Consider the following 21,678-nt stretch of genomic DNA (forward strand, 5'->3'; position numbering starts at 1 on the left):
TCGTCTGCCATCAGCGACGGCGGCTCGAACCCAGCAGGCCACCCAGCACGCCGCGCACGATTTCACGGCCAATGGCCGAACCCACGGTGCGTACGGCGCTTTTGACCACCATCTGGGCCACACCATCGCGTTGACCACCTCGAGGCCCGGAACTGCCAAATAACAGGTCTGACAGACCACCCATCAAGCCGCTGCTCGCGGTCTCTGTTGGGGCAGTCGCTTGGCCCGGCAAACCGGCACCACTTGCAGCGGTGGCTGTGTTGCCTGCGTTTGAAGCTCGGATTTTTTCAAACGCTGACTCGCGGTCTTGGCTTTGTTCGTACACCCCGGCCACCAAAGAGCCTTGAAGCAGTGTTTGGCGTTGCGCTGGGGTGATCGGACCCAGTTGGCTGCCGGGTGGCAGCACAAACACCCGCTCGGTTTCACAGGGTCGGCCTTTGGCATCTAAAAAGCTGACCAAGGCCTCGCCCACGGCCAACTCGGTGATGGCCGCCTCGATGTTCAGCCCCGCCTTGGGGCGCATGGTTTGTGCCGTTGACGCCACCGCTTTTTGGTCGCGCGGTGTGAAGGCCCTCAAGGCATGCTGCACCCGGTGACCCAACTGGCCCAGCACACTGTCGGGAATGTCCAGCGGGTTTTGGGTCACGAAATAAACGCCCACCCCTTTGGAGCGCACCAATCGGACCACCAACTCGATGCGCTCGACCAACACAGTGGGCGCGTCTTTGAAGAGCAAGTGGGCTTCATCAAAGAAAAACACCAGCTTGGGTTGTTCAGGGTCGCCGATTTCGGGCAGCACCTCGAACAACTCGGACAGCATCCACAGCAAAAAGGTGGCGTACAGGCGCGGCGAGTTCATGAGTTTGTCGGCGGCCAGGATGTTCACCACCCCCTGGCCCTGCGCATCGGTTTGCATGAAATCTTCGATGTTGAGCATCGGCTCGCCAAAGAATTGGTCACCCCCTTGGCTGTCGATCTGCAGCAAACCACGCTGGATGGCGCCAATGCTGGCAGCGCTGATGTTGCCGTACTCGGTGGTGAACTGTTTGGCATGGTCCCCCACGAACTGCAGCATGGCCCGCAGGTCTTTCATGTCCAGCAGCAGCAAACCGTTGTCGTCGGCGATCTTGAACACCAGGTTCAACACCCCCGCCTGTGTCTCGTTCAGGCCCAGCATGCGTGTCAGCAGCAAAGGCCCCATGTCGGAGATGGTGGCCCGCACCGGGTGGCCTTGCTCGCCAAAGACGTCCCACAAGGTCGTGGGGCAGGCCCGTGGTTCGGGCATGTCCATGCCGCGTTCTTTCAGCACCGCCGCGAGTTTTTCGCCGATTTTCCCGCGCTGGCTGATGCCGGTGAGGTCACCTTTCACGTCGGCCATGAAAACCGGGACACCCAGCCGGGAAAAGTTTTCAGCCAAGGTTTGCAAGGTCACCGTTTTGCCGGTCCCGGTCGCGCCCGTGATCAAGCCGTGTCGGTTGGCCAAGTTCGGCAGCAGGTGACATTGCGCCTGTGAGTTGCGTGCAATCAGCATCGGATCGGCCATGTTGCTTTTTCTCCTGTCGGTGAAAAGTAAAATCCAGGCTCTAGGTTAAATCAACATTCAAGGAATTCCCGATGGCTGGCCACAGTAAATGGGCAAATATTCAGCACCGCAAGGGGCGGCAGGACGAAAAACGCCAGCGCATCTGGACCCGGGTGGTGCGTGAAATCATGGTCGCGGCCCGCACAGGGGGGGGTGATGTCAGCGCCAACCCGCGCTTGCGCCTGGCCATCGAAAAAGCCAAAGCGGCGAACATGCCGGCCGACACCATCAAGCGCAACGTTGACAAGGCCACTGGCAACCTGGAGGGGGTGAGCTACGAAGAAATCCGATACGAAGGCTATGGCATCGGTGGCGCGGCCATCATCTTGGACACCATGACCGACAACCGGGTGCGCACGGTGGCCGAAGTGCGGCATGCTTTGAGCAAGCATGGGGGCAATTTGGGCACTGAGGGATCGGTCGCGTTCCAGTTCAAGCACTGCGGACAATTGGTCTTCGCGCCAGGCACCGATGAAGACCAGCTCATGACCGTGGCGCTCGAAGCGGGCGCGGAGGATGTGATCACGGACGCTGACGGCGCCATCGAGGTGCTCACCGCGTACACGGATTTTGAGGCGGTCAAAAATGCCTTGGAAGCGGCCGGCTTGGTGGCCGAGGTGGCCGAAGTGACCATGCGCCCAGAGAACAGTGTGACTTTGTCCGGTGATGATGCTGCCAAAATGCAAAAATTGCTGGATGTGTTGGAAGATCTGGATGACGTTCAAAACGTGTTCCACAACGCCGAATTTGAAGATTAAGGAAGTTGGATGAAAGTATTGGTCGTCGGCAGTGGGGGGCGTGAACATGCCATGGCGTGGAAACTGGCGCAGTCGCTCAAAGTGCAGCAGGTGTATGTGGCACCCGGCAACGGTGGCACGGCCCAAGACAAAAACCTGGTCAATGTACCGATCACCGATGGGGCCGCTTTGCGCCAGTGGGCAATGGACAATGGCATTGGCCTGACCCTGGTCGGCCCAGAAGCCCCATTGGCTGCGGGCATCGTCGACGATTTTCGGGCGCATGGCCTGCGCATCTTCGGCCCTACGCAAGCGGCTGCGCAGTTGGAGAGCTCCAAGGCTTTTTCCAAGGCTTTCATGCAACGCCATGGCATTCCGACGGCCGAGTTTGAGACCTTCACCGACGCAGCGCTTGCCCACGCTTACGTGGACCGCAAGGGTGCGCCCATCGTGGTCAAGGCCGACGGCTTGGCTGCGGGTAAAGGCGTGGTGGTGGCCATGACGCTGGTGGAGGCCCACGCGGCGATCGACTTCATGCTGCTGGACAACACCCTGGGTGTGTCGCATAACGCGGGTGGCGCGCGGGTGGTGATTGAAGAATTTTTGCAAGGCGAAGAAGCCAGCTTCATGGTGCTGTGCGATGGCAAGCATGTGGCCGCCTTGGCCACCAGCCAAGATCACAAACGGCTGTTGGACGGCGATGAAGGCCCCAATACCGGCGGCATGGGGGCGTATTCGCCCGCACCCGTGGTCTCGGCCGAGGTGCATGCCCGCGCGATGCGCGAGGTCATCTTGCCCACCATCCGCGGCATGGACAAAGACGGCATCAACTACACCGGGTTTTTGTACGCGGGTTTGATGATCGATCCACAAGGCCGCATCAAGACCCTGGAATTCAACTGCCGCATGGGCGATCCTGAAACCCAGCCCATCCTGATGCGGCTCAAGTCAGACCTGTTGGATGTGTTGTTGGCCGCGACCTCAGAGGGTTTGGACACCTTCGAGATGGAATGGGACCGCCGCGTGGCCTTGGGTGTGGTCATGGCTGCGGCCGGTTACCCGATGAACCCCCGCAAAGGCGATGCCATCACCCACTTGCCCAAGGACCAGGACGATGCCATGGTGTTCCATGCAGGCACCTGTGAAAAAGACGGTCAAATTTTGACTTCGGGCGGGCGCGTGCTGTGCGTCACGGCGCTGGCCGACTCGGTCAAGCAGGCCCAACAAAAGGCCTACCAAACTGCAGGCCCGATTGCCTTTGACGGCATGCAAATGCGCACGGACATTGGTTACCGCGCCATCAAAAATTGAAGTGCCGCCAGCCCTCATGCGCACCCCAATCTCCCATCCCGTGACCTTCAAGGGCTCCCGTTTGGCCCGTTGGATTTTGAAAATGCTGGGATGGCGCTTGGACTTCGACGGTTTTCCAAGCCGGCAGGGGGTGGCCATTGTGTACCCCCACACCAGCAATTGGGATTTCCCCATCGGCATGCTGGCCAAATGGGCGCTGGGGATTCCGGCCCACTTTTGGGGCAAGGATGCCTTGTTCAAGTTTCCTTTGGTCGGTGCCTGGATGCGCTGGGTCGGTGGCATCCCGATTGACCGCAGTTCCTCGCGCGGTGTGGTCGGGCAGATGGTCCATGTGTTCGAGCAGCACAAGCAAAACGACCAGTTGCTCTGGTTGGGCTTGGCGCCAGAGGGCACCCGAAGTCTCACACCCGGATGGCGCAGCGGTTTTTACCAGTTGGCCTTGGGGGCGAAAGTGCCCTTGGCGCTCGTCAAGCTCGACTGGGGGCAACGCCGCTTCAGCGTGGTTGATTTTTACGATCTCTCAGGTCAAATCGAGCAGGATTACGCCCACATGGCCCACGTTTTTGAAGGCGTGCAGGGTTTTCATGCACACCAGATGGGCCCGATTCTTCCGTGGAGTCCGGGCCAGCCAAGGCCATCGACCGCTTCAGAAACCAAGACCCCTTCCTGAAACCTTTCAACGTCCCTACCCACCATGAGCAACAGCTTCGAACTCGGCACGGTCAAACAATATCTGGTGGGCCTGCAGTCCCGCATCACGGGGGCCTTGACCGACCTCGATGGCACACCTTTCCTGACCGATGTCTGGCAGAAAGACCCGGGGGACAAACTCCAGGGCAATGGCATCACCCAGATTCTGGAAGGGGGGCCGATTTTTGAACGTGCTGGTTGCGGGTTTTCTCACGTGAGCGGGCCGCAATTGCCTCCCTCGGCCACCCAACACCGCCCCGAACTGGCGGGGTCGGCCTTTGAGGCCATGGGCGTGTCGCTGGTGTTTCACCCGCGCAATCCTTATGTGCCGACGGTGCACATGAACGTGCGCATGATCGCCGCCAAGCCCGAGGGCAGGGCGCCAGTGGCCTGGTTTGGCGGCGGCATGGACCTGACGCCCTATTACGGTTTTGACGAAGACGCGGTGCATTTTCACCAGACCTGCAAAGATGCGCTGACCCCCTTTGGTGAGGGCTTGCACCCGCGCTTTAAAGCCTGGTGTGACGATTATTTCTGCAACAAACACCGCCACGAACAACGCGGTGTGGGTGGCATTTTCTTTGACGATTTTTCCGAATTGGGCATGGACCAGAGCTTTGCCATGATGCAAAGCGTGGGCAATGCCTTGTTGGCCGCCTACATGCCCATTGTGCTGCGCCGCAAGGACACACCGTATGGCGAGCGCGAGCGCGACTTCCAACTCTACCGCCGTGGTCGCTATGTGGAATTCAACCTGGTTTGGGACCGGGGAACGCATTTCGGCTTGCAGTCTGGGGGCCGCACCGAATCGATCTTGCTGTCCATGCCGCCCGAGGTTCGTTGGTCCTACCAGCGCCAGGACGAGGCGGGCTCACCCGAGGCGCGTTTGCTCAGTCACTTTTTGGTGCCCAAGGCCTGGGTTTGAATCTGCCTCTGAACGCCACTTCCAGCCCAGAGGCCGTCCAACGTCTGGGTGTTTTCGGAGGGTCTTTTGACCCCCCACACCCGGCCCATGTGGCCTTGGTCGAGTCGGCTTTGGACCAACTGTGCCTGGACCGTGTGCACGTGGTGCCGACCGGGCAGGCCTGGCATAAAACAAGGGCATTGACCGATGCCCGGCATCGGGTGGCCATGGCCCGTTTGGCTTTTGCGCATTGCCCGCAGGTGGTGGTGGACGAGCGTGAAGTGCGCCGCGCAGGCCCCAGCTACACCGTGGACACTTTGAAAGCGCTGCAATCCGAATACCCGCAGGCCCAAATCTATTTGTTGCTGGGTGATGACCAACGCCGGTCTTTGCCAGCGTGGCACCAAATCGATGAAATTGGTCGCATCGCTATAATCTGCGCCGCAGGCCGTGATGTGGCCGTGCGGGCCTGGAATGAAAATTTGGACTTGCCCGCCTCACCAGCAAAGCTTACCGACACGCTGCAAGCGCGCATCCTGACGCTGAACATGCCGCTGATGCCCCACAGTGCCACGGACATCCGTGTGCAGGCGGCCCAGGAGCAGACCTTGACCGGTCTGGTCACCCCCGCCATTGAGCGCTATATTCACGACCACCACCTCTACAGGCCCCTTTGATGACCGAAAACGCAGCCAAAAAAGACATCCAGAAACTCCAGAGGGCCATCGTCGATGCCTTGGAGGACGTCAAGGCCCAAGAAATCCAGGTGTTTGACACCGAGCATCTCTCTTCCTTGTTTGAGCGGGTCATCATCGCGTCGGGCACATCGAACCGTCAGACCAAGGCGCTGGCCGCCAGCGTGCGCGACAAAGTGCGCAACGCCGGTTTTGGCAAGCCCCGCATCGAAGGCGAAGACAACGGCGAATGGATCATTGTGGACTGCGGCCCTGCCGTGGTGCACATCATGCAGCCGACCATCCGCACCTATTACAACCTGGAAGAAATTTGGGGCGGTACACCTGTTCGGTTGAAATTCGGTGCCCCCAAACCCGTCTCGACAGGCGAGGTCAAAGGCCACATCAAGAACGCTGTGGCCAAAAAAGCCAGCGTCAAAACCCCTGCAGCCAAAACCACCGCCGCCAAGTCGGCTTCGGTCAAACCCGCAGCGAAGGCCAAGCCTGCCTTGAAAGCCCCGGTGAAGTCGAGCCGGCCGGCCACCAAGACGGCGGCCAAAACAGCGACCAAGACGCCAGCCAAGACAACAGGCGCATTGGCCGCCAAGAAGTCGACCCCGTCTGCTGCCAAAACGCCCGTGAAAACCGTGGGCAAACCTGCCGCCAAGGCTGCGGCTAAACCGGCGGCCAAAAAGGCCCCGGCCCGCAAGGCCGTTCAAGCCGCCACCCGCCGCAAAGCCGATTGATCCTGCATGAAGCTGCTGATCGTTGCGGTCGGCCTGCGTGTGCCCGACTGGGCCCAGACGGCCTGGGACGACTACGCCAAACGTTTTCCGCCTGAGCTCAAAGTCGAGCTCAAGGCGGTGAAAACCGAGCCCCGCGGCTCCAAAACCCTCACCACGCTGTATGCCGCGGAGCGCCAACGCATCGAGGCGGCTGTTCCTCGCGGCACCCGCATGGTGGTGCTCGACGAACGCGGCACCCCTCTGACCACCCAGGCTTTGGCCACACGTCTGACCAGCTGGCAGCTGGGTGGCGGCGATGTGGCCTTGGTCATTGGCGGCCCCGACGGGCTCGAGCCCGAGTTCCGCCAAGCCGCGCGTGAACGCATCCGCTTGTCTGACATGACTTTGCCCCACGCCATGGCCAGGGTGCTTTTGATCGAGCAGCTCTACCGCGCCTGGTCCATCAACGCCAACCACCCCTACCACCGCGAATGAGTGATTTCATTTACCTGGCCTCCCAAAGTCCCCGGCGCAGTCAGCTGCTGGACCAAATTGGCGTGGCCCACCAGCTGCTCTTGGCCGGACCTGACGAAGATGCCGAATCTTTGGAGGACATCCATGGCGCGGAAGCGCCGTCGCGCTATGTGGCCAGGGTCACGGGCCTCAAACTCGATGCGGCTGTGCAGCGGCTGCAACGTCAGGGCCTGCCTGCAGCGCCTGTGCTGTGTGCCGACACCACCGTGTGCATGGGGCGTGACATTTTGGGCAAACCGGCCGACGAAGCCGATGCCGTGCGCATTTTGCAGCGGCTGGCGGGCCACTCGCATCGGGTCTTGACGGCCGTGGCCGTTCAAAAGGGCCGCCAACGTGTTTCAGCGGTTTCAGAGTCCTGGGTGCGTTTTGCGCCCATGACCGCCGCACACATTCGTGCCTATGTGGCCACGGGTGAGCCCATGGGCAAAGCCGGGGCTTATGGGGTGCAGGGCAGAGCGGCTGCTCATATTGAACAGATCCGGGGCAGTTATTCAGGCATCATGGGTTTGCCGCTGTTCGAGACCGCCACTTTGCTGCGTGCGATCGGCGTGCGCTGTTGAGGCCTGGCGCCAAGTGCTGTGCTGAAGGTGCTGTGCCTTTGTCTGTTTTGTTTTCACCTCTCCCCACCTGATGCTCTCCATGCAACAAGATATTTTGGTCAATTGGTCACCCCAGGAAACCCGTGTCGCCGTGGTGGAGTTTGCCGCAGTCCAAGAATTGCACGTGGAGCGAACGCTCGAGCGGGGCTTGGTTGGCAATGTCTATTTGGGCAAAGTGGCCCGCGTCCTGCCCGGCATGCAATCGGCCTTCATTGACATTGGCCTGGACAAAGCGGCTTTTTTGCACGTGGCCGATGTCTGGCAAAAGCATGCGGAAGGGGAGGCGGCGGCTGCACGCACAGGGCAGCCGCTGGTGCCGATCGAGAAGCAGGTGTTCGAAGGCCGGGCCATCATGGTGCAGGTCATCAAGGACCCCATGGGCACCAAGGGGGCCCGGTTGTCCACGCAAATCAGCATCGCGGGCCGGCATTTGGTGTTCTTGCCGCAAGACGACCACATTGGGGTGTCCCAAAAAATACCGGCCGTCCAGCGTGATGCGCTGCGCCTGAGGCTGCAGGCCTTGGTGGGACCGGCTGGGGGCGGCTTCATTTTGCGCACCAACGCCGAAGATTCCAGCGATGAAGAGTTGAGCGACGACATCGCCTACTTGCGCAAGACCTGGGCCCGCATCAAAGAAGCCTCCATGCGCTTGCCACCCGCGTCCTTGCTGCACCAGGACCTGACGCTCTTGCAGCGGGTTCTGCGCGATTTGGTGGGCGAAGCGACGCAAAGCATCCGCATCGATTCGCAAGAGCAGTTTGCCCAGTTGCAGGCATTTGGCCAGGAATTCATGCCCAAAGCGGCCGAGCGCCTGCAGCTGTACAAAGGCGAACGGCCGATTTTTGACTTGTATGCCATTGACGAGGAAATCGCCAAGGCGCTGGGCCGCCGGGTGGAGCTCAAATCGGGCGGCTATCTGATCATTGACCAGACCGAGGCACTCACCACGGTGGATGTGAACACGGGGGGTTACGTCGGGGCCCGTAATTTTGAGGACACGATTTTCAAGACCAACTTGGAGGCGGCCCAAGCCATTGCCCGTCAATTGCGCTTGCGCAACTTGGGCGGTATCGTGATTGCCGATTTCATCGACATGTCCCGCACCGAACACCAGGAGGCCGTGCTGGCCGAATTCCGCAAACAACTGGCCCGTGACCGTGTCAAAACCATGGCCGGCGGATTTTCATCGCTGGGTTTGTTGGAGATGACACGCAAACGCACACGCGAGTCCTTGGCGCACATGCTGTGCGAACCTTGCCCCAGTTGCCAAGGCAAGGGCATTGTCAAGACGCCGCGCTCGGTGGTTTACGACATCTTGCGCGAAATTTTGCGCGAAGCGCGTCAGTTCAACCCGCGCGAGTTCCGCATCGTGGCGGCTTCGGCGGTCATCGATTTGCTGTTGGACGAAGAAAGCCAGCACCTGGCGGGTTTGTCGGACTTCATCGCCAAGCCCATTTCCTTGCAAGTCGAGTCCGCCATGGGGCCCGAGCAGTACGACATCGTGCTGCTATGACCCTTTTCAGGCCAGTGGCGGGGTCTGATCGGCGTCTTCGCTGGCCCACTCGCCCCGGTGGTGCAGCCGTGCATAAGCGCCGCCTTGGGCCAGCAATTGGGCGGGCACCCCTTGTTCGACAATTTGCCCCTTTTCCATCACCACGACCCGATCGGCGTGCTCAATGGTGGAGAGTCGGTGCGCCACGATCAATGTGGTGCGTCCTTGCATGAGTTTTTGCAGGGCGTCTTGAACCAAGCGCTCGGACTCGTTGTCCAGTGCCGAGGTGGCCTCGTCCAGAATCAAAATGGGCGCATCTTTGTAAAGGGCGCGGGCAATGGCCAAACGCTGGCGCTGTCCGCCAGAGAGCTGGCTGGCGTTGTGACCCAAAAGCGTGTCCATGCCTTGTGGCATGAGCGAGACGTGGGCCCACAGATTGGCAGCTTCCAGGCAGGCCTGAATGCGCTGCGGGTCGGCACCGTGTCCCAGACTCACATTGGCCGCCACGCTGTCGTTGAGCATGACCACATCTTGGCTGACCATGGCGATCTGGCGTCGCAAACTGTCCAGACGCCAATGCTGGACGGGCACGCCATCGATCAGGACTTCGCCAGAGGTGGCCTGGACAAAGCGCGGGAGCAATTGGATCAAGGTGGTTTTGCCGGCGCCCGATGTGCCAACCAAAGCCACCGTTTCGCCTGGTTTGACTTGGAGGCAAACGCCCGACAAGGCCGCTTGGCCATCGGGGCTGAACTGCAAATGCACATCGCGCCATTCAACAGCGCCTTCGGCGCGGGGGCGGGTGTGGGTGCCTTGCGCTTCCTCTTGTGCCTCGTGCATGAGGGTCAGGCCTCTTTCGAGCGCAGCCAGGCCACGCGTGATGGGGCTGGAGATTTCAGCCAAGCGCTTGATGGGGGCGATCAACATCAGCATGGCGGTGATGAAGGCCACAAACCCGCCCACCGTGGCCCCTGAAGCCCCATTTTGGCTTTGGTAGAGGGCGATCACCAGCACCATGGACAAGGACAAAGCGGCCATGACTTGTGTCAGCGGCGACATGGCGGCCGAGGCCACGGTGGTTTTCAAGGCCAAACGGCGCAACACCTTGGCCAATTGGTCAAAACGATCCATTTGGTGCGCTTGGCCGCCTTGCAGACGCACCACGCGGTGGGCCAGCACGTTTTCCTCGACCACATAGGCCAAGTCGTCGGTTGCGCTTTGCGTTTCTTTGGTCAGTTTGTAGAGCCGACGAGAAAGCGCCTTCATGATCCAGCTCAAGCCTGGGGCCACGGTAAAGACCACCAAGGTGAGCTTCCAGTTGAGCCACATCAGGTAACTGAGCAGGGCGATCAGGGTGAAACCATCTCGCGCCAGGGCAATGACTGCAGAGACCAATTGGGAGGCGCCGTTTTGCACCTCGTACACGATGGTGTTGGACAAAGTGCTGGCCGATTGTTTGGAGAACAGCGACAAATCGGCTTTCATGAGCCGCTCAAACAACTCAGAGCGGAGTTTTTCCATGCCATCGTTGGTCAGCCTGGACAAGGCGTACTGAGAAATGAAGTTGGCCAGACCTCGCACCGAGAACAGGCCCACCACAGCCACGGGAATCGCCCAAAGTGGCAGTTTGTTTTCGGCAAAACCTTGGTCCAAAAGGGGTTGAAACAAGGCGGGGATCATCGGCTCGGTCAAGGCGCCCATCAAAGTGGCCAAAATGGCCACCACCCAAATGCCTTTTTGGTCGCCAAAATAGGGTGCCAATTTGCGCATTCTTTGGGGAATGCTCAAGGGCGAAGGGGTAGGGGGCTGTGGCTCACGCATCCGTCTGATTGTAAGGACTTGGGCTTTTGAGCCTCGTAAAAACGCGTTTCTACGGTGTACGATCACGGCTTTCCCATCACCAACGATCTTTTGCCCCTCATGAAGCCTGTTTTTTTGCGCATGGGCCTGCTGTCCAGCTGGATTCCATGGCTGTTTTTTAGCCTCGTGACCCTGCCTGCTTGGGCGCAGTTTCGCGTCGAAGTGACGGGCGTGGGCATGACCCAGTTGCCGGTGGTGATGGTTCCCTTCAAAGGCGAGGCGGCTGCACCGCAAAAGTTGGCCAGCATTGTCCAAGCCGACTTGGAGCGCAGTGGCCAGTTCAAGGGTTTGCCGGCTGGCGCGGCCGTGATGGACGAGTCGAGCCGACCCGATTGGTCCACTTGGCGGCAACTGTCCGCTGAAGCGCTGTTGGCCGGTTCGGTCACGCGTTTGGCCGACGGTCGTTATGACGTGCGAGCCCGCTTGTGGGACGCGGTCAAGGGCCAGGACAAAGGCGATTTCAAGGACACCGTCACGGCCGCCGATCTGCGTTTGTCAGCCCACCGGATTGCCGATTGGGTCTATCTGCAGTTGACAGGGACGCCGGGTGCCTTTGCCTCGCGCATCAGTTATGTGACCAAGTCGGGTGGGCGCTACGCTTTGTGGATTGCCGACTCCGATGGCGAGAACGCCCAATCGGCCCTGACGAGCCCTGAGCCCATCATTTCACCTTCTTGGTCCCCCAGCGGCAGCCAGTTGGCCTATGTGTCGTTTGAACAGCGCAAACCGGTGGTGTATGTGCACGAATTGGCCACTGGGCAACGCCGTGCTGTGGCCAATTTCAAGGGCTCCAACAGCGCTCCGGCTTGGAGTGCTGACGGCAAATCCTTGGTGGCCACACTCAGCCGTGATGGCGGCTCCCAGTTGTTTCGCATCGACTTGCAAGGTGGAGAGCCTCGCCGCTTGACCCAGTCGGGCAGCATCAACACCGAACCCGCTTTTTCGCCGGACGGCAGTGCGCTGTTTTTTGTCAGTGACCGGGGCGGTAGCCCTCAGATCTACCGCATGCCTGCCCAAGGCGGCCCAGCGGAGCGGGTCACCTTTTCCGGCACCTACAATATTTCCCCTGCGCTCAGCCCCGATGGCCGTTGGTTGGCCTATGTATCGCGCATGGGCGGTGGCTACCGTCTGCACCTGATGGACTTGTCCTCTGGACAAGTCACCGCCTTGACCGACACCAACGCCGATGAGCGCCCCAGTTTTGCCCCCAACAGCCGCCTGCTGGTCTACGCTTCCATTGTTCAGGGGCGTGAATCCTTGATGACCACCACGCTCGATGGCCGTGTCAAAGCCCGATTGGCGGGGCAGGGCGGCGACATTCGGGAACCCCATTGGGGCCCGGTGCGCAAATGATTTTGGAATTTTTTTTAGTAATGGGATGAGGTAAAACATGAAGACTCAATTTTTGGCCAGTGCTTTGATGGTGGCTCTTTTGGCAGGTTGCGCATCGGGCGTGAAGTTGGACGATGTGCCGGTGGAAGACAAGTCGGCCTCTTCCTCGGGTGTTTCGACGCAAGGCATTGGCAGCAACCAAAGTGGTGCACAAACAGGCGTGGCCAGCGTGGTGGTCGAGAAGTCGGGCACAGGCATCGGTCCTGCGGGTGTGGCCCATGTGGTCTTTTTTGACTACGACAGCTTTGTGGTGCGTGCTGAAGCCCGTCCTGTGATCGAGAGCCATGCCCGTTTCTTGCAGGCCAACAAGCAACGCAAAGCCAATTTGGAAGGCCATACCGATGAGCGCGGCGGCCGTGAATACAACCTGGCTTTGGGTCAAAAGCGCGCAGAAGCCGTCCGTCAAGCCTTGAGTTTGATGGGTGTGCCCGAGAGCCAGCTTGAAGCCGTGAGTTACGGCAAGGAAAAACCTGCAGCCCAAGGCTCCGCAGAAGCCGATTTGGCGAAAAACCGCCGTGTTGAAATCCGGTATTGAACCGCATGAGCTCGCGTACCATGTCCGCATTGACCTGTTCAAAATGGGTGTTCGTGTGGGGCCTGTTCGCTTGGATGGGCGCCGCCCAGGCCGGTCTTTTTGAAGACGATGAGGCCCGCAAAGCCATTTTGGATTTGCGTCAGCGGGTGGAGCAGTCGAACGCCGCCATCAAAGCTTTGGCGGACGAAAATGCCCAGTTGCGCCGAGGCTTGTTCGATTTTCAAGGCCAGATTGAAGGCCTGAAATCCGAGTTGTCGCAAAGCCGGGGTGCCCAAGAGCAATCGATGCGTGCCCAGGCGGAATTGGCCCGAGCCTTGTCTGAGTCGCAGATTCGCCAAAAAGACTTGGTCCAGGGCGTGGAAGACCGCTTGCGACGCTTCGATCCTGTGAAGGTGACTTTGGAAGGGGTCGAGTTCATGGCGGAGCCCGCTGAAAAGCGTGACTACGATGCCGCCATGGAGACCTTCCGCAAAGGGGATTTTGCGGCCGCTCAAGTGGCCTTGAGTGGCTTCATTCAGCGCTACACCACCAGTGGTTACAAGGACTCGGCTTTGTTTTGGCTGGGCAACGCCCAATACGCCAACAAGGACTACAAAGAGTCGATGGCGAACTTTCAGAAGCTGTTGAAATCGGCGCCGAACCACCCCAGAGCCTCCGAGGCGATGCTGGCTGTGGCCAACGTTCAAATCGAATTGAAGGACCTCAAAGCTGCCCGCAAAACGATGGAAGAGTTGGTCAAAACCTATCCTGCCTCCGAAACTGCGGCCACGGCACGCGACCGCTTGACGCGTTTGCGCTGAAGTGCGGGGCCCCCGGTGATCAGCCTCGAACAGTTGCAGTTACAAACTGACGGGGTGTTGGGGCTGACCTTTTTGTTGGCCACCTTGGCCGGGGCGCTGTTTCACCGCAGTCACTTTTGCACCATGGGCGCGATCAGTGACTGGTTTCTCATGGGGAACACCCACCGCGCCAAGCAATGGGCCGTGGCGGTTGCCGTGGCCGTTTTGGGCTTTGGCCTGCTGTCCTGGCATGGAGCGATCAGTCCCCTCAACACCATTTATGCCAATCCACAGCTGAGTTGGCTTTCTCTCCTGTTGGGTGGTTTTTTATTCGGTGTTGGCATGGTGATCGGCTCAGGTTGTGCCAGCAAGTCCTTGGTGCGATTGGGTGGGGGCAATCTGAAGTCCTTGGTGGTCTTGATGGCGATGGGCATCTCAGCCCTGGCCACACTGCGTGGCCTCACGGCTGTGTGGCGCGTGAATGTATTGGACCCCGTGAGCATCGGTACCGGCCCCGGCCCCTTTGTTGGGCAATGGTTGGCCAGTGTCACCGAATGGGGCACGCCGGTGTCTATTTTTGTGGCCGCTTGCGGGGTGTTCGCCGCGGTCATGTTCTGGGTTTTCAAAGACCGTGAATCGGTCCCATGGCCCGAAGTCATTTCGGGTGCAGCCATTGGCGTTTTGGTGGTGGGGCTGTGGTGGGTGAGTGGGGTCATGGGCTTTGTGTCAGAGCATCCGGAGACCTTGGAGTCCGTTTTCTTGGCCACCTCCAGTGGTCGCATGGAATCCATGAGCTTGACAGCACCCGTGGCGTATGGGTGGGATGCTTTGATGTATTTCAGTGATGGCAGCAAAAAACTGTCGCTGGGCATGGTCTCTGCCCTGGGCTTGTTCTTGGGCGCTTGGGCCCATGCTTTTTGGCAGGGTCAATTCCGCTGGGAAGGCTTCCAACAGACGGAAGATTTGGTGCTGCATTTGCTGGGCGGAGCCTTGATGGGTATGGGGGGCGTTTTGGCCATGGGTTGCACCATCGGCCAAGGCTTGTCGGGTCTGTCCACCCTGAGTTTGGGCAGTTTTCTCGCTGTCTTTGGGATCGTGGTGGGGGCTGTGGCTGCACTGAGCTGGCAGCTGCGCCGAGCGGAGGCCTCTTTATGACCACGGGGCAGGATGCGTGGGAAGCCGACGCACGCCGTTTTGGGGGACTGCAACGTTTGTATGGCATGCCAGGGGCGCAACGCATTCGCCAAGCCCATGTGGTGGTGGTGGGTATCGGCGGTGTGGGCTCTTGGGTGGCCGAGGCACTGGCCCGCAGTGGTGTGGCCCGTTTGAGCTTGATCGACATGGACCACATTGCCGAGTCCAACATCAACCGCCAAATCCATGCCTTGAGCACCACCACAGGTCAAGCCAAAGTGCAGGCCATGCGCGATCGCATTGCCCTGATCCATGCCGATTGCCAAGTCGATGCGATCGACGAATTTGTCACGCCCGACAACTGGCCTTCGCTCTTGCGGGGTCAACCCGATGCCCTCATCGATGCCTGTGACCAGGTCAGTGCCAAAGTGGCCATGGCGCATTGGGCCCTGCAAAACAAGGTGGGCTTCATCACCGTGGGTGCGGCGGGGGGCAAGCGTTTGGCGCACAAAGTCGATGTGGACGATTTGTCCAAAATCACCCACGACCCTTTGCTGGCGCAATTGCGCTACCGCTTGCGCAAGCACCATGGCGCAGCCCGAGGTGACAAACGCATGGGCATTCAGGGCGTGTTCAGCCGTGAAGCGGTGGCGCCGCCCGATGCCAGTTGTGCGGTCGAAGGCGATGGCTCACTCAATTGCCATGGCTATGGATCGGTGGTCAGCGTCACGGCCACTTTCGGCATGTGCGCCGCTTCAGAAATTTTGAACTTTTTGGCCGCCGCCGATCTGAAGCCCCAAAAATAAGGCTATAATTCAAGGCTTGCTGCAGTGCACTACACGGCAGCAAAGGGACCATAGCTCAGTTGGTAGAGCAGCGGACTTTTAATCCGTTTGTCGTGGGTTCGACCCCCGCTGGTCCCACCAAAAAACCAAAAAAGCACTTTGTACTTCGGTACAAAGTGCTTTTTTCATGGTCGCGTTCAAGGTGGCCCGAATCCTCCCCCGAAAGAGCCTTTGATGACCGATTCCCTAACCCCCCCTGACACCCCAACCTCGGCGCTGTGTGAGCCTTGTTCGGGGATTCAGCGCAACTGGCGGCGAGCGCCTGGCCATGCCGAACTCGTGCAAGGGGCTAACCGCAAAGAGCAGCGCGCGTCTGGTCCAGCGACCATCACCGCTTATCGGTGTGACCGTTGTGGCTCTGCGTGGGAATACGAAAACAACAAAGCCGACCAGCACGTTGGCTGGTCGGTGGTGCGCCAGAACCGGCCTTAAACGCTGGCTTCGAGCTGCTGGGTCAGTTCGAGCCAGCGCTCCTCAAGCCGGGCCACTTCGTCGGCCAAGGCTTTCAGGCGTCGACCTGCATCGGCCATGTCCGAAGGGGAGATGGCCGTCGTCAGCAACTGTTCCAACTGGCTCTTTTCGATTTCGATGCTGGCCATGCGCTGCTCGTTTTGCTCCAACTCCCGCTTCAAGGGACGGGTTTGGGCGGCCAGTTGTTGGCGTTTTTGGGCATCGACTTTGCGTTGCTCGGCGCTGCTCAGCGCCGGCGTTGGGGGCGCAAGGGTTGCGTGACGCACTTCGGCTACAGGCGCCAAAGGTTCTGCCGCCACGCTTGGAATGGGCGTGGCCGTGTCGCGGGATGCGTTTTTGGCCACCTCACGCAGGCGCTTGGATTCTTCCAGCAAATACTTCTGGTAATCGTCCAGGTCGCCATCAAAGGGCTCGACTTTGCCCCGTCCCACCATCCAGAACTCATCACACACCGCGCGCAGCAAAGCGCGGTCGTGGCTGACCAGCATGACGGTGCCTTCGAACTCGTTGAGCGCCATCGACAGCGCTTCGCGCGTGGCCAAATCCAAGTGGTTGGTGGGTTCGTCCAGCAGCAGCAAATTGGGGCGCTGCCACACGATCATGGCCAGCACCAGGCGTGCCTTTTCGCCGCCGCTCATGGTGCCCACGGCCTGCTTGACCATGTCACCCGTGAAGTTGAAGGTGCCCAGGTAGTTGCGCAGGTCTTGCTCGCGGCTGGGCTCGCCGCTGTTGGGGCCCAGCTCTTTGGCCAGGCGGATCATGTGCTCGAGCGGGTTGTCCTGAGGGTGCAGCACATCGAGCTCTTGCTGGGCAAAGTAACCGATGTTCAGACCCTTGCCTTCGGTCAGTGTGCCCGCCAACAGCGGCATGGTGCGGGCAATGGTTTTGACCAAGGTGGACTTGCCCTGGCCGTTGGCGCCCAAAATGCCGATGCGTTGCCCGGCCAACACCGATTTGCTCACACCTTGCAAAATGGATTTGGGCTGTTCATCGACCACGTAGCCAAAACTGGCTTCGCTGATGGCCAGCATCGGGTTGGGCAGGTTGTTGGGCTCCTTGAAACCAAAGGTGAACTCGGCGTCGGCCAGCAGCGGCGCCACTTTTTCCATGCGCTCGAGTGCCTTGACCCGGCTTTGGGCTTGCTTGGCCTTGCTGGCCTGCGCCTTGAAGCGGGTGATGAACTTTTGCAGGTGCGCGATTTTGTCTTGTTGCTTGGCAAATGAAGCCTGTTGCAGCTCCATTTGTTGGGCGCGCAGAATTTCAAATGCGCTGTAGTTGCCGCCATAGCGGGTCAGCTTGGCGTGGTCGATGTGCAAGGTGACGTTGGTGACCGCGTCCAAAAATTCGCGGTCATGGCTGATCACGATCATGGTGCCCGCATAGCGCTGCAGCCAAGCTTCCAGCCACACGAGCGCGTCCAAGTCCAGGTGGTTGGTGGGTTCGTCCAGAATCAGAATGTCCGATGGGCACATGAGGGCCCGGGCCAGTTGCAAACGCATGCGCCAGCCACCAGAAAAGCTGTTGACCGGGTGGTTCAATTCGTCCACCCGAAAGCCCAAACCCAGAATCAAGGCCTCGGCACGGGGCAGCGCGTCGTGGTCGCCTGCATCGGCGAGGTCGGTGTAAACGTGTGCCATCTCCATGCCGTCACCACTGGCTTCGGCGGCGACCAGGCGCTGACGCAGCTCGGCCAAGCGGGTGTCGCCTTCCAGCACGAAGTCAGAGGCGGGCTGGTCGGTTTCGGGCATGTTTTGAGCAACCTGGCCCATGCGCCACTGGCGAGGCATCTCAAAGTCACCGCCGTCTTCGGTCAAGCTGCCGTTGAACAGGGCAAACAGGGTGGATTTGCCCGCGCCGTTGCGTCCGACCAGACCGACTTTCTCTCCGGGATTGAGGGTGACCGAGGCTTGGTCCAGCAGCACCTTGGTGCCTCGGCGGAGGGTGACGTTTTTGAGGTTGATCATGAAAAAGCAGTGACCGGACAGGTTCCGGCAAGAGGGGGCTCAGTCAGCGTCTGGGCTGATGTCAAAGGGCGTAACCCGCCATTTTCGCCGAAGTGGGTGTCGGTGAGAGGGCGCGCACGAAGTTTTGCTGTTTCCCCCCAGGGACAGGGGAGGCCATTCAGCGCTTGAGAAGGGCTTCGCGGGTGATCACAAGCACCTGATCATCCCCGGCACTGGTGTCCAGCCATGCGGCTTCGAGCTCGGGAAAGGCCGCGGCGAAGTGGGCCACTTCGTTGCCAATTTCCAGCACCAAGACCGCGTGTTCCGTCATGCAAGATGGCGCATCCTTGAACAGCTGGCGCACAAAGTCCATGCCGTCGTCGCCGCCTGCCAGGGCCAGCGCCGGTTCTGCCCGGTACTCGGCGGGCAGGGCGTCCATGCTGGCTTGGCACACATAAGGCGGGTTGCACAGGATCAGATCGAAGGGGCCATGTGCAGGAGGGGGCAGGGCCTTCAGGCCATCGCTGTGCACCAGTGTCACGCGCTCTTGCAGGTCGTGTCGCTGCACGTTGATGGTGGCCACCGCCAGCGCGTCATCGGAAATGTCGGCGCCGGTGACTTGTACCTCGGGCCAGGCCAGCGCGGCCAACACGGCCAAGCTGCCGTTGCCCGTGCACAGGTCCAGGACCTGTTGGGTCTGGTCGCTCAGCCAAGCGTCAATGGTGCCGTCGGCCAGCACCTCGGCGATCAGGCTGCGCGGCACGATGGCCCGCTCGTCGATGTAAAAGGACACGCCTTGCAACCAGGCCTCTCGGGTGAGGTAGGCGGCCGGTTTGCGGGTGCTGATGCGCTCTTCGATCAGCGCGGCGCAATCGGCTTGCTGCGTTGGGGTCACGGTTTGCTGCGCCACACCGTCCAACTCGGTGTCGAGCGGCAAGCCCAAGCGCCACAGCACCAGCCAGACGGCTTCGTCAAAGGCGCTCTGGGTGCCGTGGCCAAAGGCCACGCCCGCCGCTTGCAGCCGTTGGTCGGCTTGCGCGATCAGCGCAGACAGGGTCAGGGCACTCATGCCGACAAACCTGCGTTGAGGTTCTCCAGCGTGCGGCGGTAAATGGCTTTGAGCGGCGCGATATCGGCCAGCGCCACATGCTCGTTGACTTTGTGGATGGTCGCGTTGGGCGGGCCGAACTCGATCACCTGGGGGCAGATCTGCGCGATGAAGCGCCCATCGCTGGTGCCGCCTGTGGTGGACAGCTCGGTCGTCAAACCGGTTTCATCGCTGATGGCTTGTTCCATGGCTTTGACCAAAGTGCCGGGCGTGGTGAGGAAGGGGCGTCCACCGAGCGTCCATTTCAGCGCGTACTTCAGGCCGTGCTGCTCGAGCACCGCTTGCAGGCGCTGCTGCAGGCTCTCGGGTGTGGACTCGGTGCAAAAACGGAAGTTGAAATCGACCACGCAGTCACCCGGGATCACGTTGCTCGCACCCGTGCCTGCGTGGATGTTGCTCACTTGCCAGCTGGTGGGCGGGAAAAAGGCATTGCCTTCGTCCCAGCGAATGCTGACCAGCTCGGCCAGGGCTGGGGCCAAGCGGTGGATCGGGTTGTCGGCCAAGTGCGGGTAAGCGATGTGGCCCTGCACCCCCTGGACGGTCAGTTTGCCGCTCAGGGTGCCGCGTCGGCCGTTCTTGATCATGTCGCCCGTCTGCTGCACCGAAGTGGGCTCGCCCACAATGCAAAACTGCGGCGCGTCACCACGGGCTTGCAGCTTTTCGCAGACCACCACGGTGCCGTCAAGCGCCGGGCCTTCCTCATCGCTGGTCAGCAAAAAGGCGATGCCCAAGGCCGGATGGGGGTGGGTGGCCAGAAATTCCTGCACCGCGACCACCATGGCCGCGAGCGAGGTTTTCATGTCGCTGGCGCCGCGCCCGAACAGCTTGCCGTCTTTGTGGGTGGGGGTGAAGGGGTCGCTGTCCCATTGCGCGAGCGGACCGGTGGGCACCACGTCGGTGTGCCCCGCAAAGGCCAAGGTCTGGCCCGATGTGCCTGCGCGTTTGGCCCAAAGGTTGCGCACACGGAAGGTGTCGGGCCCGGCGTCCATGAACTCGCAGACAAAACCCAGAGGTTTCAAAGCCTCGCTGATCAGGTCCAAACAGCCTGCGTCCTCGGGCGTGACAGAGGGGCGCGAGATCAGCTGCTCGGCCAGGCGCAGGGTGTCGTGGCAAACAGTCGGGGCGGTGGTGGCGTTCATGGCTCAGACCTTGTTCGGGTGGGCGCGCACAAAGCGGGCGATGCGCTCGGCCGCTTCCAGGCATTCGGCGGTTTCGGCGACCAGGGCCATGCGGATGCGGCCCCGGCCAGGGTTGCCGCCATTGAAGTCACGCGCCAAGTAGCTGCCGGGCAGCACGGTGACGTGCTCGTGTTCGTACAGCGCTTTGGCGAATGAGGCGTCGTCACCTTGCCAACCGGTGGGCACGCCTGCCCACAGGTAAAAGCTGGCGTCGGGCAATTTCACATCCAGCACTTGTGCCAGCACGGGGGTGACCTGGGCGAACTTGGTGCGGTACTGGTTGCGGTTGTCCACCACATGGGCTTCGTCGCCCCAAGCGGCCACGCTGGCAGCTTGCACCACGGGGCTCATGGCGCTGCCGTGGTAGGTGCGGTAAAGCAGGAACTGTTTGATGATGGCCGCGTCACCCGCCACAAAGCCACTGCGCAGGCCGGGCACATTGCTGCGCTTGCTGAGGCTGGTGAAGGCGATCAGGCGTTGGAAGTCGGTGCGCCCGAGTTGGTGGGCGGCTTCCAAACCACCCAAGGGGGCTTCTTCGCGGAAATAAATCTCGCTGTAACACTCGTCTGACGCGATCACAAAACCATGCTGGTCGGACAGGGCAAACAGCTTTTCCCACTCGGCCAGGGGCATGACCGCGCCCGTGGGATTGCCGGGCGAGCAAACGAACAACAGCTGGGTGCGGGCCCAGACCTCGGCGGGCACACTGTCCCAGTCGTTGCCAAAGTTGCGCGCGGGGTCGCTGGGCACGTAATACGGCTCGGCACCCGACAACAAGGCCGCGCCTTCGTAGATTTGGTAGAAAGGGTTGGGGCTGACCACCGTGGCACCGGGCCGGGTCGGGTCGACCACGGTTTGGGTCAGGGCAAACAGGGCTTCGCGCGAACCGTTCACCGGCAGCACCTGTGTGGCCGGGTTCAGGCTCAGCTTGTAGCGGGTTTGCAGCCAAGCGGCGCAGGCTTGGCGAAGGCTGGGCTCGCCGGCCGTGGCCGGGTAGGCCGACAAGCCTGTCGCCACTGCGTTTTTGAGCGCTTCTTGGATGAAGGCGGGCGTGGCGTGCTTGGGCTCGCCAATGCCCAAACTGATGTGGCCCAGGGTGGGCTTGGGCGTGACGCTGGCGAACAGCTGCTTGAGCCGTTCAAAGGGATAGGGTTGCAGCTTGGCAAGAAGGGGATTCATCCCTCG

Annotated in this window: 21 protein-coding genes and 1 tRNA gene; 16 read left to right on the plus strand and 6 right to left on the minus strand. The window is 60.7% G+C overall.

Annotated elements, in window-relative coordinates; genetic code table 11:
• Window positions 1-10: 10 nt before the first annotated feature.
• Window positions 11-1,543: a helicase HerA-like C-terminal domain-containing protein gene (locus tag B9Z31_RS11825; protein WP_100119750.1), complete on the minus strand. Its 1,533-nt coding sequence runs from the start codon at window positions 1,541-1,543 to the stop codon at window positions 11-13.
• A 71-nt stretch (window positions 1,544-1,614) separates the two neighbouring features.
• Here B9Z31_RS11825 and B9Z31_RS11830 point away from each other — a divergent pair, with 71 nt between their 5' ends.
• The 9 genes from B9Z31_RS11830 to rng all read left to right on the plus strand — a co-directional run bounded on the left by B9Z31_RS11830 (window position 1,615) and on the right by rng (window position 9,269).
• Window positions 1,615-2,340, plus strand: coding sequence for a YebC/PmpR family DNA-binding transcriptional regulator (locus B9Z31_RS11830; protein ID WP_100119751.1), 726 nt, complete (start codon window positions 1,615-1,617; stop codon window positions 2,338-2,340).
• A gap of 9 nt (window positions 2,341-2,349) precedes the next feature.
• Window positions 2,350-3,630, plus strand: a complete 1,281-nt coding sequence (gene purD / locus B9Z31_RS11835) for a phosphoribosylamine--glycine ligase (protein ID WP_100119752.1) — start codon at window positions 2,350-2,352, stop codon at window positions 3,628-3,630.
• A 16-nt stretch (window positions 3,631-3,646) separates the two neighbouring features.
• Window positions 3,647-4,300: a 1-acyl-sn-glycerol-3-phosphate acyltransferase gene (locus tag B9Z31_RS11840; protein ID WP_233200932.1), complete on the plus strand. Its 654-nt coding sequence runs from the start codon at window positions 3,647-3,649 to the stop codon at window positions 4,298-4,300.
• Window positions 4,301-4,324: 24 nt separating this feature from the next.
• A complete protein-coding gene (hemF, locus tag B9Z31_RS11845; protein WP_100119753.1) occupies window positions 4,325-5,245 on the plus strand; it encodes an oxygen-dependent coproporphyrinogen oxidase in 921 nt (306 codons plus the stop codon).
• The gene (nadD, locus tag B9Z31_RS11850) at window positions 5,236-5,901 is read left to right on the plus strand and encodes a nicotinate (nicotinamide) nucleotide adenylyltransferase (RefSeq protein WP_369804700.1); all 666 of its coding nucleotides are present in this window, start codon (window positions 5,236-5,238) and stop codon (window positions 5,899-5,901) included. Before hemF ends, nadD begins: the two co-directional genes overlap by 10 nt.
• Complete coding sequence (rsfS, locus tag B9Z31_RS11855; protein ID WP_199174486.1) at window positions 5,901-6,644, plus strand: ribosome silencing factor; 744 nt, start codon at window positions 5,901-5,903, stop codon at window positions 6,642-6,644. The genes nadD and rsfS overlap by 1 nt, the downstream gene beginning before the upstream one ends.
• Before the next feature lie 6 nt (window positions 6,645-6,650).
• Window positions 6,651-7,118, plus strand: a complete 468-nt coding sequence (gene rlmH, locus B9Z31_RS11860; RefSeq protein WP_100119756.1) for a 23S rRNA (pseudouridine(1915)-N(3))-methyltransferase RlmH — start codon at window positions 6,651-6,653, stop codon at window positions 7,116-7,118.
• Window positions 7,115-7,717 (plus strand): nucleoside triphosphate pyrophosphatase, encoded by a 603-nt coding sequence (locus B9Z31_RS11865; RefSeq protein ID WP_100119757.1) that lies wholly within the window; start codon window positions 7,115-7,117, stop codon window positions 7,715-7,717. The genes rlmH and B9Z31_RS11865 overlap by 4 nt, the downstream gene beginning before the upstream one ends.
• Window positions 7,718-7,796: 79 nt before the next feature.
• Window positions 7,797-9,269, plus strand: coding sequence for a ribonuclease G (rng, locus tag B9Z31_RS11870; RefSeq protein WP_100119831.1), 1,473 nt, complete (start codon window positions 7,797-7,799; stop codon window positions 9,267-9,269).
• 6 nt (window positions 9,270-9,275) lie between these two features.
• Here the strand turns inward: rng and msbA are convergent, their stop codons facing one another.
• Entirely contained in the window at window positions 9,276-11,069 is a 1,794-nt protein-coding gene (gene msbA / locus B9Z31_RS11875; RefSeq protein WP_100119758.1) for a lipid A export permease/ATP-binding protein MsbA, read from the minus strand.
• 99 nt (window positions 11,070-11,168) lie between these two features.
• Between msbA and tolB the strand changes: the two genes are divergently transcribed.
• The 7 genes from tolB to B9Z31_RS11910 all read left to right on the plus strand — a co-directional run bounded on the left by tolB (window position 11,169) and on the right by B9Z31_RS11910 (window position 16,225).
• Window positions 11,169-12,461 carry a Tol-Pal system beta propeller repeat protein TolB gene (gene tolB / locus B9Z31_RS11880; RefSeq protein ID WP_100119832.1) on the plus strand — a complete coding sequence of 431 codons (1,293 nt, stop codon included), beginning with the start codon at window positions 11,169-11,171 and terminating at the stop codon, window positions 12,459-12,461.
• A 37-nt stretch (window positions 12,462-12,498) separates the two neighbouring features.
• Complete coding sequence (pal, locus tag B9Z31_RS11885) at window positions 12,499-13,035, plus strand: peptidoglycan-associated lipoprotein Pal (protein WP_100119759.1); 537 nt, start codon at window positions 12,499-12,501, stop codon at window positions 13,033-13,035.
• A 20-nt stretch (window positions 13,036-13,055) separates the two neighbouring features.
• Window positions 13,056-13,835: a tol-pal system protein YbgF gene (gene ybgF, locus B9Z31_RS11890; protein ID WP_233200934.1), complete on the plus strand. Its 780-nt coding sequence runs from the start codon at window positions 13,056-13,058 to the stop codon at window positions 13,833-13,835.
• 15 nt (window positions 13,836-13,850) lie between these two features.
• A complete protein-coding gene (locus tag B9Z31_RS11895) occupies window positions 13,851-14,969 on the plus strand; it encodes a YeeE/YedE family protein (RefSeq protein ID WP_369804694.1) in 1,119 nt (372 codons plus the stop codon).
• Window positions 14,966-15,754: a ThiF family adenylyltransferase gene (locus B9Z31_RS11900; protein ID WP_100119760.1), complete on the plus strand. Its 789-nt coding sequence runs from the start codon at window positions 14,966-14,968 to the stop codon at window positions 15,752-15,754. Before B9Z31_RS11895 ends, B9Z31_RS11900 begins: the two co-directional genes overlap by 4 nt.
• 44 nt (window positions 15,755-15,798) lie before the next feature.
• A tRNA-Lys gene (locus B9Z31_RS11905) sits at window positions 15,799-15,874 on the plus strand.
• 93 nt (window positions 15,875-15,967) lie between these two features.
• On the plus strand, window positions 15,968-16,225 hold the full coding sequence (locus B9Z31_RS11910) for a hypothetical protein (protein WP_100119761.1): 258 nt from the start codon (window positions 15,968-15,970) through the stop codon (window positions 16,223-16,225).
• On the opposite strand, the gene B9Z31_RS11915 is transcribed toward B9Z31_RS11910, so the two are convergent.
• The 4 genes from B9Z31_RS11915 to dapC all read right to left on the minus strand — a co-directional run bounded on the left by B9Z31_RS11915 (window position 16,222) and on the right by dapC (window position 21,672).
• Window positions 16,222-18,228 (minus strand): ABC-F family ATP-binding cassette domain-containing protein, encoded by a 2,007-nt coding sequence (locus tag B9Z31_RS11915; protein ID WP_100119762.1) that lies wholly within the window; start codon window positions 18,226-18,228, stop codon window positions 16,222-16,224. The two genes, B9Z31_RS11910 and B9Z31_RS11915, sit on opposite strands and share 4 nt — an antisense overlap.
• A gap of 157 nt (window positions 18,229-18,385) precedes the next feature.
• Entirely contained in the window at window positions 18,386-19,276 is an 891-nt protein-coding gene (gene prmB, locus B9Z31_RS11920; protein WP_100119763.1) for a 50S ribosomal protein L3 N(5)-glutamine methyltransferase, read from the minus strand.
• The gene (dapE, locus tag B9Z31_RS11925) at window positions 19,273-20,454 is read right to left on the minus strand and encodes a succinyl-diaminopimelate desuccinylase (protein ID WP_100119764.1); all 1,182 of its coding nucleotides are present in this window, start codon (window positions 20,452-20,454) and stop codon (window positions 19,273-19,275) included. The genes prmB and dapE overlap by 4 nt, the downstream gene beginning before the upstream one ends.
• A gap of 3 nt (window positions 20,455-20,457) precedes the next feature.
• Window positions 20,458-21,672: a succinyldiaminopimelate transaminase gene (dapC, locus tag B9Z31_RS11930; RefSeq protein ID WP_100119765.1), complete on the minus strand. Its 1,215-nt coding sequence runs from the start codon at window positions 21,670-21,672 to the stop codon at window positions 20,458-20,460.
• Window positions 21,673-21,678 lie beyond the last annotated feature (6 nt).

Source organism: Limnohabitans sp. G3-2, assembly GCF_002778275.1.
GTDB lineage: Bacteria > Pseudomonadota > Gammaproteobacteria > Burkholderiales > Burkholderiaceae_C > Limnohabitans_A.

Coding starts and splice junctions, on each gene's coding strand:
- B9Z31_RS11825 (WP_100119750.1), bottom strand. CDS start 1,543: ATGGCCGATCCGATGCTGATTGCACGCAACTCACAGGCGCAATGTCAC.
- B9Z31_RS11830 (WP_100119751.1), top strand. CDS start 1,615: ATGGCTGGCCACAGTAAATGGGCAAATATTCAGCACCGCAAGGGGCGG.
- purD (WP_100119752.1), top strand. CDS start 2,350: ATGAAAGTATTGGTCGTCGGCAGTGGGGGGCGTGAACATGCCATGGCG.
- B9Z31_RS11840 (WP_233200932.1), top strand. CDS start 3,647: ATGCGCACCCCAATCTCCCATCCCGTGACCTTCAAGGGCTCCCGTTTG.
- hemF (WP_100119753.1), top strand. CDS start 4,325: ATGAGCAACAGCTTCGAACTCGGCACGGTCAAACAATATCTGGTGGGC.
- rsfS (WP_199174486.1), top strand. CDS start 5,901: ATGACCGAAAACGCAGCCAAAAAAGACATCCAGAAACTCCAGAGGGCC.
- rlmH (WP_100119756.1), top strand. CDS start 6,651: ATGAAGCTGCTGATCGTTGCGGTCGGCCTGCGTGTGCCCGACTGGGCC.
- B9Z31_RS11865 (WP_100119757.1), top strand. CDS start 7,115: ATGAGTGATTTCATTTACCTGGCCTCCCAAAGTCCCCGGCGCAGTCAG.
- rng (WP_100119831.1), top strand. CDS start 7,797: ATGCAACAAGATATTTTGGTCAATTGGTCACCCCAGGAAACCCGTGTC.
- msbA (WP_100119758.1), bottom strand. CDS start 11,069: ATGCGTGAGCCACAGCCCCCTACCCCTTCGCCCTTGAGCATTCCCCAA.
- tolB (WP_100119832.1), top strand. CDS start 11,169: ATGAAGCCTGTTTTTTTGCGCATGGGCCTGCTGTCCAGCTGGATTCCA.
- pal (WP_100119759.1), top strand. CDS start 12,499: ATGAAGACTCAATTTTTGGCCAGTGCTTTGATGGTGGCTCTTTTGGCA.
- ybgF (WP_233200934.1), top strand. CDS start 13,056: ATGTCCGCATTGACCTGTTCAAAATGGGTGTTCGTGTGGGGCCTGTTC.
- B9Z31_RS11900 (WP_100119760.1), top strand. CDS start 14,966: ATGACCACGGGGCAGGATGCGTGGGAAGCCGACGCACGCCGTTTTGGG.
- B9Z31_RS11910 (WP_100119761.1), top strand. CDS start 15,968: ATGACCGATTCCCTAACCCCCCCTGACACCCCAACCTCGGCGCTGTGT.
- B9Z31_RS11915 (WP_100119762.1), bottom strand. CDS start 18,228: ATGATCAACCTCAAAAACGTCACCCTCCGCCGAGGCACCAAGGTGCTG.
- prmB (WP_100119763.1), bottom strand. CDS start 19,276: ATGAGTGCCCTGACCCTGTCTGCGCTGATCGCGCAAGCCGACCAACGG.
- dapE (WP_100119764.1), bottom strand. CDS start 20,454: ATGAACGCCACCACCGCCCCGACTGTTTGCCACGACACCCTGCGCCTG.
- dapC (WP_100119765.1), bottom strand. CDS start 21,672: ATGAATCCCCTTCTTGCCAAGCTGCAACCCTATCCCTTTGAACGGCTC.